This is a genomic window from Blattabacterium cuenoti (assembly GCF_014251815.1).
Classification (GTDB): Bacteria; Bacteroidota; Bacteroidia; order Flavobacteriales; family Blattabacteriaceae; genus Blattabacterium; species Blattabacterium cuenoti_E.
Map to the genome: position 1 here is coordinate 1 of NZ_CP059202.1, position 14,194 is coordinate 14,194.

Below are 14,194 nucleotides of genomic sequence, written 5' to 3' on the forward strand. Positions count from 1 at the left end.
ATGGACAATGAAGCTTTAATAGACTCTTTTTCAGATTTCAAATATGAAAAAAATATAGATAGAGTGAGTCTTATGGCCATTTTGGAAGAATCTATACGGTGTGTTTTAAGAAAGAAATATGAATCATCAAAAAATTATGATATTATTGTAAATCCAGATCAAGGGGATTTAGAAATATGGAGAAACCGTGTAGTTGTACAAGATGGAAAAGTAAAAGATATAAATAAGGAAATAGAATTATCTACAGCTAAAAAAATAGAACCCGATTTTGAAATCGGGGAAGAGGTGACAGAAAAAGTTGAATTACAATCTTTAGGACGAAGATCTATTTTATCTTTAAGGCAAAATTTACTTTCCAAAATTAATGAATATGATAATACAAATACTTATAAAAAATTAAAAAATAAAATAGGAGAAATCATTAATGTAGAAGTATATCACATTTTGCCCAAGCAAATAATTATGAGAGACGATGAACAAAATGAGATGGTTTTACCTAAACAAGAACAAATTCCAAATGACTTTTTTAGAAAAGGAGATCCAGTCAGAGTTTTAGTTAAACGAGTAGACTGGAAAGATAATAAACCTTTTGCTATTCTTACTAGAAAGGATGAGTCTTTCTTAGAAGAACTTTTTAAGTTAGAGATTCCAGAAGTTTCTGATGGATTGATTACAGTAAAAAAGGTAGCACGTATTCCAGGAGAAAAAGCGAAAGTGTCTGTAGAATCTTATGACGACCGGATAGATCCAGTAGGAGCTTGTGTCGGGATGAAAGGTTCTAGAATTCATCCTATTGTTAGAGAATTAAGAAATGAAAATATTGATGTAATTAATTATACTTCTAATACACAATTATATATAATGCGATCCTTGAGTCCTGCAAAAGTTTCTATGATGGAAATTAATGAAGTACATAAATATGTAAACGTATATGTAAAAATAGAAGAAATATCGAAAGCAATTGGAAAAGGAGGACAAAATATAAAATTAGCGAGTCAATTGACCGGATACAAAATCCATATATTCAGAGATTTTCCTTATGAAGACGATGTAGAATTAACAGAATTTTCTGATGAAATAGAATCAGAAGTTTTGGAAAAATTTCATAAAGTAGGTTTAAGTACCGCAAAATCTGTTTTAAATTACAGGAAAAACGATTTAAGTAAACGAACTAATCTTGAAGAAAAAATCATTGATAAAGTATTTTCCATATTGAGAAAAGAATTTGAAGAAGAATTAAATATAAATACATAATTTTTTCCTTTTAATATTTTTATTTTTGTTCCTAATATATTTTATATTTTTATATGACTGATAAAATCAGATTAAAAACAGTATTAACAAAATTTAATATTTCCTTACAAAGAGTAATTAGTTTTTTACAAAAAAAAGGAATTGAAATAGAAAATAATCCTAATGCAAAAATAGAAGAACAAGTATATAAATCTCTTGTTCTCGAATTTCAAAGTTACAAGAAAATACGAGATGAGTCTGAGAAAATTTCTTTACAAAAGAAAATGGAAAAAGAGAGAATAAAAAAAGAATTGTTAAAGTCAAAACTCATTCACAATTGTAAAATTATACGTGCTAAATCAGAAAAATTAGTGGGATTCAAAAAAATAGGAAAAATAGATATTGATACATTAGACAAAAAACATGGAACTCAAGAAGAAGAAGAAAAAAAAAACAATTTACATCAACATAAAGAAAAAAAAATAGTAAATAAAATTAAAAATAAACCTGAACATATTGATACGATCTATCAAAAGCTAGATGGCGTCATGTTAACAGGAGATAGGATAGATCTATCTCAATTTGAAAAAAAAAGAACGAAATTTGAAATTAAAAAAAAACGAAGAAGAATTAAAAAAGAAATTTTCATTGAGGAAATAAAAAACGTTATTACAGGAAAAAAACAAAACCAGAACAAAGAAAGGAAATATTATTTAAATCATAAACATTCTAACGATAAAAAAACAGAAAAGTCGAAAAATAAAAAAAATGTACAAAAATCGGTAATTACTGATGAACAAATCAAAAAACAAATTAAAGAAACTTTGGAAAAATTATCCTACAAAGGAGTAAAATCGAAAGCTTCAAAAATTAGAAAAGAAAAACGTCAGTCTAAAAAAGAAAAAAGACTTATAAAAAATGAAATAGAAAATAAAAAAGAAGAAAAAATTCTAAAACTAGCTGAATTTACAACAGTTAATGAATTAGCATCTATGATGAAAGTCAACGCAACTGATGTAATTATGTCTTGCATGTCTTTGGGTATTATGGTGACCATGAACCAAAGATTAGATGCAGAGATACTGACTTTAGTCGCAGATGAATTTGGATTTAATGTAAAATTTGTTGGATTGGATTTAGAAGAGGCGGTTCAGGAGGATAAAGATTTAGAGGAAGATTTAAAACCTAGACCTCCTATCATTACCGTTATGGGACATGTGGATCATGGGAAAACATCTTTGTTAGATTATATTAGAAATACCAATGTTATTGCAGGGGAAGCTGGTGGAATCACTCAACATATAGCAGCTTATAGTGTGGAATGTTCCAATAATCAAAGTATTACTTTTTTAGACACTCCAGGTCATGAAGCATTCACTGCTATGCGTGCTAGAGGAGCACAAATAACGGATATCGCTATTATAGTGATAGCTGCTGATGATCAGGTAATGCCACAAACTAAGGAGGCAATTAGTCATGCTCAAGCGGCTAATGTTCCTATTATTTTTGTTTTCAATAAAATGGATAAATCTAATGTCAATACAGATAAAATTAGGGAACAATTAGCAAATTTAAATTTCTTAGTAAGAGAATGGGGGGGGAAGTATATCACACAAGAAATATCAGCGAAGTTAGGAACTGGAATAGATGAATTATTAAAAAAAGTCCTTTTAGTCGCTCAATCATTGAATCTAAAATCCAATCCAAATAAACCGGCCGTAGGAACAGTTATAGAAGCTTCTTTAGATAAAGGAAGAGGATATATAACAACTTTACTTATTCAAGGAGGTACATTAAAAATAGGGGATTATGTTTTGGCAGGAATTCATCATGGTAAAGTAAAAAATATTTTAGATGAACGAGGAAAATCTATTCTATCAGCAGGGCCATCTAAACCTATTACCATTTTAGGATTAAATGGAGCTCCTACTGCTGGAGATAAATTCAAAATATTTAAAGATGAAAAAGAAGCCAAGCAGTTAGCTTCTAGAAGAGAACAATTACAAAGAGAACAAAATATACGAGCTCAAAAACATCTTACATTGGATGAGATAGGAAGACGGATAGCATTAGGAGACTTTAAAGAATTAAAGATTATTATTAAAGGAGATGTAGATGGATCAGTAGAAGCCATTGCTGATGCTCTCCAAAAATTATCTACAAATACTATTATGGTCAATATTATTTATAAAGGAGTTGGTCAAATTACAGAATCCGATGTTTTATTAGCAAGTGCTTCAGATGCTATTATTATAGGATTTAACGTTCGTCCTAATATTGGAGCTAAAAATATAGAAAAAAAAGAAAATATAGAAATACGAACTTATTCGATTATATACGATGTGACTAACGATATACAAGAAGCTATGGATGGGATGTTGTCTCCCGATATTAGAGAGAAAATATTAGGAAATGCTGAAATCAGAGAAATATTTAAAATTACAAAAGCAGGGACTATAGCAGGATGTATGGTTACAGAAGGAAAATTATTACGTCAAGCAAAAGTAAGATTGATTCGAGAAGGAATAGTGATTCATAACGGAGAATTTACTTCTCTAAAACGTTTCAAAGAAGACGTAAAAGAAGTATCCAAAGGATATGAATGTGGATTAGGAATCAAGAATTATAATAATATAAGATCTGGAGATATTATAGAAGTATATGAAGAATTATCTGATAGAAAAAGTGAAATCAAGTAATAAAATAATGTATGTATAGAACACATAATTGTGGTGAATTGAGTCAAAAAGATATTGGAAAAGAAGTCATATTATCTGGATGGATCAAAAGAATAAGAAATTTTGGGTCTTTATTTTTTATAGATATTAGGGATTATTTCGGGATTACACAACTAATTATTTATAAAAAATCAGTAAAAAAAAATCTTCTTTTAAGTAAAGAATCTATAATTAGAGTGAAAGGAAAAGTTGTAGAAAGATTATCTAAGAATTATAATTTACCTACAGGTGAGATAGAAATCTACGTATCTCATATAGATTTGTTAAATTCATCTTTATCTCCTCCTTTTACTATAGAAGATAAAACTGATGGAAATGAAGAGATTAGAATGATTTATCGGTATCTTGATATTAGAAGGGATCCTATTAAAAATAATTTAATAATTCGTCATAATTTGACATTAGAAACACGTAATTTTCTTTCTAAAAATAAATTTCTAGAAATAGAAACCCCTTTATTAATAAATTATACTCCAGAAGGAGCTAGAAGTTTTGTTGTACCTTCTAGAATATATACTAATAAATTCTATGCATTAGCTCAATCTCCACAATTATTTAAACAATTGTTGATGATAGGAGGAATAGACAGGTATTTTCAAATTGTTAAATGTTTTAGAGACGAAGATTCTCGTTCTGACAGACAAATAGAATTTACACAAATAGATTGTGAAATGTCTTTTGTAGAAGTTCATGATATATTAACATTTTTTGAAAATTTTATCAAACATATTTTCAAAAAGATTAAGAATATTCAATTAGATTCTTTTCCTTGTATTTCTTATTATGATGCGATTAAAATGTATGGGACAGATTCTCCTGATATTCGTTTCGGAATGTCTTTTGTAGAATTAAATGATTTAACCAAAAAAGAAAATATAAATTTTTTGAAAAATCAAGAATTGGTCATAGGAATTAAAATTAGAAAATGTATATATGAAAAAATAGATTGTTTTTTAAAAAAAATAGAAAATAAAAATTTTTTTTGGATAAAATATTTGTATGATCAAACTTTCCTTTTTTCTAATCAAAATTTTTTGAATGAGGAAGTTATAAAAATTTTTATAAAATATTTTAAAGCTGTCCCTGGTGATTTTTTATTTTTTTCTTATGGAAAAAAAATAAAAACTCGAGAAGAACTTGGAAAAATACGATTAAGAATAGCAGAATTTTTGAATTTGAAGAATCCAAAAATTTTTAAACCTTTATGGATAACGGACTTACCTCTATTAGAATGGGATGAAGAATCTAAAAAATATAAATCAGTGCATCATCCATTCACAAGTCCAAAAGAAGAAGATATTTATTTATTAAAAAAAGATCCCAAAAACATTCGTTCTAAATCTTATGATTTGATTATAAATGGAATAGAAATTGGAAGTGGATCTATACGTATTCATAATAAAAATATTCAAAATATAATTTTTAAATATTTAGGATTATCTAAAAAGGAAATAGAATCCAGATTTGGCTTTTTTATAAAGGCTTTCGAATATGGTGTCCCTCCTCATGGAGGAATCGCTTTTGGATTAGATAGATTGGTTAATCTTTTAGAAGGAAATAAAAATATAAAAAATTTTATTGCTTTTCCAAAAAATAATTATGGAAAAGATTTAATGATAAATGCTCCATCTTTTTTAGAAAAAGAAAAATTAAAAGAATTACATTTTCGTTAAATTATTTTTATATCGCAAACAAGATTGTTTATATACAGAAATAGCTTCTTTTTTATTTTTCCAATTTCCTATTTTCACTTTTTTATTTTCTAAATCTTTATATACCAAAAAAAAATGTTCTATCTCTTTTTTAGTATGTAAAGCTATTTCGTTAATATCATTTATAGTATTATAATTAGGGTCTTTAACAGGAACACAAATAATCTTTTCATCATCACCTTTTTCATCTGTCATGAAAAAAATTCCTATAGGTTTAACCTCTATTAAACAACCAGGAACGGTAGGTTCCGTTAAAAAAACTAATACATCCAATGGATCTCCATCCATAGAAAGAGTTTTTGGAATAAAACCATAATCTGTTGGATAACTCATAGGGGAGTACAATACTCGATCTAATCGAATCATATTATTTGTTTTATCAAACTCATATTTATTTCTGCTTCCTTTTGGAATTTCAATAAGTGCATCAAAACTGATTTTCATAGTTTTTTATATTATATTTTTGTATAACAATTAAATTTTTCTAGATATAAAGCTACTTTTTTAGCGAAACCTCCACCTAAAACTCCGTCTATAACACGGTGATCATAAGAATGAGATAGATAAATTTTATGTCTTATTCCTATGAAATCCCCTTCTGGGGTTTCTATTATAGACAATTTTTTTTGAATTAAACCTATAGCCATAATAGCTACTTGAGGTTGATGGATAATTGGTGTCCCAAAAAGATTTCCAAAACTTCCTATGTTACTAATAGTATAAGTTCCTCCTTGCGTTTCTTCAGGTTTTAATTGATTAGATTTAGCTCTTTTGATTAAATCATTAATAATTTTTATTAATCCTACTAAATTATAAGAATCAGCATTTTTTATTACAGGTACAATTAAATTACCATTAGGTAAGGCAGTAGCAAGTCCTATATGAATATTTCTTTTTTTGATTATGTTTGTTCCATTTACGGATATATTTATCATAGGTAAATCTTTTATAGCTTTCACCACACATTCTACAAAAACGGACATTAAGGTTAATTTTTCTCCTGTATTTTTCTGAAATGAATCTTTTATTTTTTCTCTCCATTTTACTATATTAGTAACATCCGCTTCGACAAAAGAAGTAACATGTGCAGAAATATTTTTGCTATTCATCATATGTTCTGAAGTAATCCTACGCATTCTATCCATTTCAATTATTTCTTCATTATTTGTAACAACATTTTTGGGAATAATGATCTTATTTCTTTTGAAACGAATATATTTCAGTATATCTTTCTTAGTGACACGTCCTTTATTACCAGTACCTTCTATTGTATCTAATTCATATAAGCTAATTCCTTCTCTATGAGCAATAGTACGTACAAGAGGAGAGTAAAAATATTTTTTATTTTTTTCTATTATTGGAACTTTTTCTAAAGAAAATTGTTCTTCCGTTTCTAAAATCGCAATGAAACTTCCTACCTTAGCAACTTCATTAGGAGCGAATAATTTCTTTTTTAAGATACCATTTACAGGTGAAGAGATTTCGGAATCTACTTTATCTGTAGCTATTTCTACCAAAATATCTTCTTTTTTTACAGAATCCCCTTCTTCTTTTAACCAACGAATGATAATAGCCTCAGCTATACTTTCACCCATGGCTGGAAGGGGCAAATTATACTCGGCCATCTAGATTAATCGTTTTATATTTGCTGATATTAATCAGGTTTCATAATCTAATCTGATTAAAATAGAAACAAAATTAAAAATAATAAATTCATTTAAAAAAAATGAAAATTCTTTCTTTAGATCAAATTAGAAAAGCAGATCAATATTGTATTGATTCTGAATCAATTTCTTATGTTCAATTAATGGAAAGAGCAGCTAAAGGTTGTTTTGATTGGATTATTAACAATAAATATTTAAAAATTAAAAAAATTCCATTTATAGTGTTAGTAGGAAATGGAAATAATGGAGGGGATGGGCTTTCTTTGTCTTATATGTTATATTCATGCGGAGCCACAGTTTCTATATATGAACTAAATATTTCCAATCATTTTTCAAATGAATTTTTAATCAATAAAAATAAAATATTACAACATAAAATAAGTTTTTTAACTATTAATGAAGGATCGAAATTTCCTATTCTTAATCAAGAAAGTTATCTTATTGATGCTATTTTTGGAATAGGATTTAACCGTCCAATTCATCAATATTGGAAACATTTTTTTCGTTATATTAACAAAAAAAAATTTAAAGCGGTTATATCCATAGACGTTCCATCTGGACTTTTTATTGAAAAAAATCATGAAAATTTTGAGGGAATAATCAAAGCTACTCACACTTTGACTTTTCAAGTTCCAAAATTATCTTTTTTATTACCAGATTATGAAAATTATGTTGGAAAGTGGTATTTGATAAATATTGGATGGAAAATTGATTTTATTCGAAAAATACAAGTTCATAATTATTATATAGATAATGCCTATATTCATACTATATATAAGAAAAAAATAAGAAAAAAATTTTCACATAAAGGAAATTATGGTCATGGAATGATTATAGGTGGAAGTTTTGGAATGATAGGATCTGTTGTCCTTTCCGCAACTGCTAGTTTTCGTTCTGGAATAGGAAAATTAAGTGTATATGTTCCTTATTGCGGATATCAAATTATACAAAATACGCTTCCAGAGGCTATTGTAAATACAGATATAAAAGAACATTATATTAGTAATATCGTAATTTCTAATAAAAATATCAACGCAATAGGAATTGGAATGGGAATGGGAGTTCATCCTAAAACTGTATATGCTCTAGAATCTTTTTTATTAAAAAATAAAAAAATACCAATGGTAATTGACGCAGACGCTATAAATATATTGTCACATCAATTACAATTATTAGATCTTCTTCCAAAAGAAACTATTCTTACTCCTCATCCAAAAGAATTTCAAAGATTATCTAAATCATGGAAAAATGATTATGAAAAATTGCATCTTTTAAAAGAAATGTCTAAAAAATATACAATTTTTATTGTATTAAAAGGAGCACATTCCGTTATTTCAACACCTAATGGGGATCTGTACTTTAATAGTACAGGAAACCCAGGAATGGCAACAGCAGGGAGTGGAGATGTTCTTACTGGAATGATCATGAGTTTTTTATCCCAAGGATTTTCTCCAAAAGAATCATGCATCATGGGAGTTTATTTACACGGATTATCAGGAGATATTGCCTCAAAAAAATTAAACGAAGAATCTATTATAGCTAACGATATTATTAATCATATAGGTGAGGCATATTTGAAAAATAAAAATTTGAATGATATTAATGAAACAACTTTAGATTTTTTTGATCTGTGATAACAAATTATACGTGATGGGGTATAATAAAATTATAATTACTGTCAATAAACTTATTTTTGAAATGAAATCTCCGTATTTAATGTAAAAAGTTTTCTTTTTATTAAGATGTATTTTTTTATATAACACCCCTTCTTTTCCATAAGGAATATACGAAATGATTTCTCCTTTTTCGTCAATAAAACAAGAAATTCCTGTATTTGCAGATCTAGCTATATATTTTCTATTTTCAATTGCTCTAATCCTAGCGTAATACATATGTTGTTTATGTCCTTGCGAAAAGCCCCACCATCCATCGTTTGTAAGAATAGCCATTAAATCCACATTTTTTTTAAAAAAATTAGAAACATATTCTCCAAAAACGGATTCATAACAAATAATTGGAGCTATTCTGATTCCTAAATAAGGATGTTGAAAAACGGAAGGATAGTTTTCTTTTCCAAGTTCCATTACAGTTCCACCAAAATTAAGTAATATATTTCCTAATATAGGAGAAAAAAATTTCTTATAAGGAAAAGTTTCTACTGCTGGAACTAGTTTAGATTTATGATGAAATTCAATATTTTTATTATTTCCTATTTGAATTGCAGAATTAAAAACATCTATCCATTGCATTTTTTTTGTTTTTTTTGAGAAAAAAGGAATGGAAGTTTTAGTTTTATTTTTATAATGATACAAAGTGGCTAATTCTACTCCTGTAATAAACACTGTATTTGGAGATTTATTTTTCAAGTAATCTTTAAACGAAGAGATTATTTTATTCCTTCCCATATCTTTTATCTGTATTTTCATTGGAAACATAGTTTCTGGAGCAAGAATAATCATAGATTTTTTAGATATTTTTTTATCTATTAACTTTTTTAATTTCGAAACCAATTCATTTGTTGAAATAAAGTATTTTTTACTATATGGATCTATATTAGGCTGCAAAATTAACACATTTGCAGTATGTTCGCATTGACAGTCTTCGTATTTTATATATATAAGATTTGAAATTAAAATCATGAAAAAAATTATCCCTATATTTATAAATATTCTTTTATAGAATAAAAATACTTTCTTATCATTTTTATATTGAACAATGGATTCTGTTAATCCAATATTAACTATCCATATCCATACAGTTCCTCCAAAAATTCCCGTATATTCATACCATTGAATCCATTTTGGACGATTCGCAAAACCATTTCCTAAATTAAGCCATGGCCAAGATAATTCCCATTCTAAATGCATTTTTTCGAATAAAATCCATAAACAAATTAAGAATGTATATCCTATTTTTTTATCTTTTATATACTTATTTTTAATACATGAATAAAAACAAAAAACAATTGACATGAAAATAGCATTCAATAACACAGGAATTAAATAAGCTTCTACAGCAAAAGTTCCATTAGTTCTTTTCGCATAAGATAACCACCATGTAGAAATACCATTCCATATTAAAAAAGGAATAAAAGAAAATAATAAAACATAAAATGAAGAAGAATTCAAATAATTTTCTATATATAGCAAAGGAACAAAAGCAATAAACAGATATATAGGGTTTCCTTCAGTAGGCCATCCTAATCCCAAAATAACACCAGAAAATACACTATATATAAAAAATTCAATTTTTTTTATCTTGTGTAAAATTTTAAATAATTATATATATATAAAAAGTGGAGCTGGCGGGATTCGAACCCGCGTCCAAACAAGTAGTGTAAAAGATTTCTACATATTTATCCAAAAAAAATTTATTTACATTTTTATTCAAGTTTTGGATCTAGAATAAAAACTTAAGATTCAAAACACTATTTCAGAAAACTTAAGAATCATCAGTTTTCTTATCCTTAACACTTTATCGTACCTCTATATCAGAAATTATAAGGAAAAATTTCTGAGAGATATTTTACTTCTGCTTTTTTTGCAGACTAAGGCTATAATGTAAAAAAACATTATGCAGCAAAAGCGTATTCTTTATCGCCATTTATATATTTTGTAAGGATTGATTTTCGTGTAATACCTTACGTGACACGATATGCTTTCTTTTACCACTCACCTTGCTGTCAAATCCAAAATCAGCCCCAAATAATGGTTTTTATATCAAACTGGTTTGATCTGATACATCCATTCTCATAAATATAAATAATAAAACACTAAAAGACCAAAGAGAAGATCCTCCATAACTAAAAAAAGGTAAAACAATCCCTATTGTTGGAAAAAGCCCCATAACCATACCTAAATTAATAACAAAATGAACAAAAATAATATTTCCAACTGAATAACCAAATATTCTTCCAAAAACGTATTTTTGTCTTTCAGATAAAAAATAAATACGACTAATAAATAGTAAGTAAAATATAATTAAAATTGTACTTCCTATAAACCCCCATTCTTCTCCTACTGTACAAAAAATATAATCCGTATGTTGTTCAGGAACAAATTTTCCCTTTGTAATAGTTCCTTTTTTATATCCTTTTCCAAAAAATTTTCCAGATCCAATAGCTGTTTTAGAATATAATAAATTATATCCTACATTTTCTCTGTATTTTCTATCAAATTCATTTTGAAATAGAATATTAATTCTATCTTTATGATGTTGTTTTAAAAATTTTTGAAAAAAAAAGGGAGAAGAAATAGAAAAAATTGAAAAACTAATGAATAAAAATATATAAAAAAATAGATCAATAAACGATGTTGTTTTTTTCTTAATAAGAAAGAAAAAAATAAAAATAATAAATAAAAATAAAACTACAATCCAGGGTGATAGATTTAATGAAATCACGAATAATAATATATAAAATAAAAAATATAGTATAAAAAAAATAGATAATCCTTCTCTATATAAAGTAAGAAAAAAAGAGAAGAATACTATAGAAGAACCGGGGTCTGGTTGTAGAAATATTAAAAAAGCAGGCAATATTAATATGATAGATATATGTAATAACGCTTTATTATTATTCTCAATATTTTCTTGACTCATAATATGAGCTATCATCAAGGATGTTGATATTTTAGTTAATTCAGATGGTTGAAAACTAATAGGCCCCAAAACATACCAAGATTTTGATCCATTTATATTTTTTCCGAAAAAAAATACTCCAATTAAAAGAAATAATGTAAATAAAAAGAAAAATGGAGCTATATGTTTATAATGAATGGGTTTAAACAAAAAAGTAATAAATATGAAAATAAAACTCAACAATATCCATATGAATTGTTTTTCTGCTTTTTCTGGAGAAACGGAATATAAATTCATACATCCAAAGAAAATCATAAGAATATAGATGAGAATAATTACCCAATCTATATTTCTGAATAATATTTTATTTCTTTTTATCAATGTACTTTTTTATGTAAGAATTATTTAATTTTTTCATTTTCGCTATTGAATTATATACATGTTTCAATCCTGAAGTCATTATTTTTTTTTCAAGATTTTTTCTATTCACACTATTTTTTATATATTTTTCTGCAATAAGACTAGCAATAGGGCCAGCCCAACGAGATCCAAATCCTCCATTTTCTATTATAACAGAAATAGCAATTTTAGGATCCTCTACTGGAGCAAACAATATAAAAATAGAATGATCGGGTAAAGAAGCAGTTTTATGATTTACCTTAATAAAATTTTGCGAAGTTCCTGTTTTGCCTGCCATTCTAATGTCAGATGATTTGAAACTTTTTCCAGTTCCAATAATAAAAACTTTTTCCATTCCATTAATAATAAAATCAAAATACTTTCTTTCAACTTTAGTATGTTTAGCTATAGTATAATTAGGATTATACATAAGTTTATGATTAATTTTTCTTACTATATGTGGAGTATAAAAAAAACCTTTATTTGCTATAGCACAAACCATATTTGCTAACTGTATAGGAGTTACATTTATTTCACCTTGACCAATACTATTAGAAATAATCGTAATAGCGTTCCATTTTTTTGTTCCATATTTTTTATTATAATAATCTCCAGAAGGAATAACACCTTTTTCTCCTGTAGCTAAATCATTATACAAATAATTTCCAAAACCAAAACTTTTGATAATATCACACCATTCATTTACTCCTTTTGTCAAATTTTTAGGATATTTTTCTATAACACGTTTATAAACTTGTGCGAAATAATTATTACAAGAAACAGCAACCGCGGTTTCTATCCCTATAGGGTATCCATGAACTCCAGAATGACAATGAATTCTTTTTTTTCCATATTTAAATCCATTATAACATATAAAAGTAGTATTAGTCTTAACGACTCCCATTTGAAGCCCTGCTAACTCAGTAAGTAATTTAAATGGAGAAGCTGGTGGATAACGAGCTTGTGTTGTTCTATCAAATAAAGGATTATCAATTGTATCTTTCATTAATTTTTGAAATTCCTTAGAACGATTTACCCCCACAAATAAATTAGGATTATTAATAGGACTGGATACCAAGGATAAAATTTCTCCATTTTTAGGATTTATGGCAACTATTCCTCCTTTTTTTTGAAACATAAGTTGTTCTGCATAGCTTTGTAAATTCCAATCTATGGTTAAAGAAATGTCATATCCACTTACAGCTTTTACATTGTTTTTTTTATTATTATAACTTCCTATAATACACCCTTTTCTATCTCGCACCCAATATTTTATTCCTTTTTTTCCTCTCAAAATTTTTTCATAAGATTTTTCTACTCCAGCCCAACCAATAAAATCGCCTATTTGATAATAATTAGATTCCTTTTTAATATCTTTTTGAGTAACTTCCCCTATATATCCTAAAACATTAGCTGAACTTTCTACTTTATAATCTCTTAGAGAACGTTTTGTCCAATCAAAACCTTTATATTTATATAGTTTTTCTTGTATAGTAGCAAATTTTTCTTTAGAAATAAAAGGCAAAAAAACAGACGGTAAATATTTAGAATAAGCTTTTGCTTTTTCTAAATTTTTAGAAAAGGTATGTTTTTCAATTCCTACAAGATTACAAAATTCTATAATATTAAAATGCTCTTCTACAAGAATAGGAATGACTGTTAATTCATAAATAGATTTGTTAAAAACCAATAGATTTTCATTTCTGTCAAAAATAGATCCTCTTTCAGGAATGATAATTTCCTGTTTTATGGAAGTATTAAAAGCATTTAACGTATATTTCTCTGTATATATTTGTATATAAAATAATCGAATTATCAAAATTATCCCTACAGAACTCAATAAAACGTAAAATTTATATAATTTTTTCAA

General features: G+C 26.7%; 9 protein-coding genes and 1 other RNA gene. 4 read left to right on the top strand and 6 right to left on the bottom strand.

Annotated features, from left to right (window positions below; all coding sequences use genetic code 11):
* The 3 genes from nusA to aspS are packed head-to-tail and all read left to right on the top strand — an operon-like array spanning position 1 to position 5,644.
* The gene (nusA, locus tag H0H54_RS00005) at positions 1-1,254 is read left to right on the top strand and encodes a transcription termination factor NusA (protein ID WP_185863253.1); all 1,254 of its coding nucleotides are present in this window, start codon (positions 1-3) and stop codon (positions 1,252-1,254) included.
* 53 nt (positions 1,255-1,307) lie between these two features.
* Positions 1,308-3,932: a translation initiation factor IF-2 gene (gene infB / locus H0H54_RS00010; RefSeq protein WP_185863254.1), complete on the top strand. Its 2,625-nt coding sequence runs from the start codon at positions 1,308-1,310 to the stop codon at positions 3,930-3,932.
* An 11-nt stretch (positions 3,933-3,943) separates the two neighbouring features.
* A complete protein-coding gene (gene aspS / locus H0H54_RS00015) occupies positions 3,944-5,644 on the top strand; it encodes an aspartate--tRNA ligase (protein WP_185863255.1) in 1,701 nt (566 codons plus the stop codon).
* Here aspS and H0H54_RS00020 read toward each other — a convergent pair.
* Positions 5,630-6,127, bottom strand: a complete 498-nt coding sequence (locus H0H54_RS00020; protein WP_185863256.1) for an inorganic diphosphatase — start codon at positions 6,125-6,127, stop codon at positions 5,630-5,632. The two genes, aspS and H0H54_RS00020, sit on opposite strands and share 15 nt — an antisense overlap.
* A gap of 11 nt (positions 6,128-6,138) precedes the next feature.
* Positions 6,139-7,308, bottom strand: a complete 1,170-nt coding sequence (locus H0H54_RS00025) for a dihydrolipoamide acetyltransferase family protein (protein ID WP_185863257.1) — start codon at positions 7,306-7,308, stop codon at positions 6,139-6,141.
* A 101-nt stretch (positions 7,309-7,409) separates the two neighbouring features.
* On the opposite strand from H0H54_RS00025, the gene H0H54_RS00030 reads away from it, so the two are divergent.
* Entirely contained in the window at positions 7,410-8,981 is a 1,572-nt protein-coding gene (locus H0H54_RS00030; protein ID WP_185863258.1) for an NAD(P)H-hydrate dehydratase, read from the top strand.
* On the opposite strand, the gene lnt is transcribed toward H0H54_RS00030, so the two are convergent.
* From lnt to mrdA, 4 genes are all read right to left on the bottom strand, one after another.
* Positions 8,961-10,556, bottom strand: coding sequence for an apolipoprotein N-acyltransferase (lnt, locus tag H0H54_RS00035; protein ID WP_238784774.1), 1,596 nt, complete (start codon positions 10,554-10,556; stop codon positions 8,961-8,963). The two genes, H0H54_RS00030 and lnt, sit on opposite strands and share 21 nt — an antisense overlap.
* An 84-nt stretch (positions 10,557-10,640) precedes the next feature.
* Positions 10,641-11,049, bottom strand: a transfer-messenger RNA (tmRNA) gene (gene ssrA / locus H0H54_RS00040).
* Between the two features lie 12 nt (positions 11,050-11,061).
* Entirely contained in the window at positions 11,062-12,306 is a 1,245-nt protein-coding gene (gene rodA / locus H0H54_RS00045) for a rod shape-determining protein RodA (RefSeq protein ID WP_185863259.1), read from the bottom strand.
* Positions 12,290-14,194 (bottom strand): penicillin-binding protein 2, encoded by a 1,905-nt coding sequence (gene mrdA / locus H0H54_RS00050; RefSeq protein WP_185863260.1) that lies wholly within the window; start codon positions 14,192-14,194, stop codon positions 12,290-12,292. Before mrdA ends, rodA begins: the two co-directional genes overlap by 17 nt.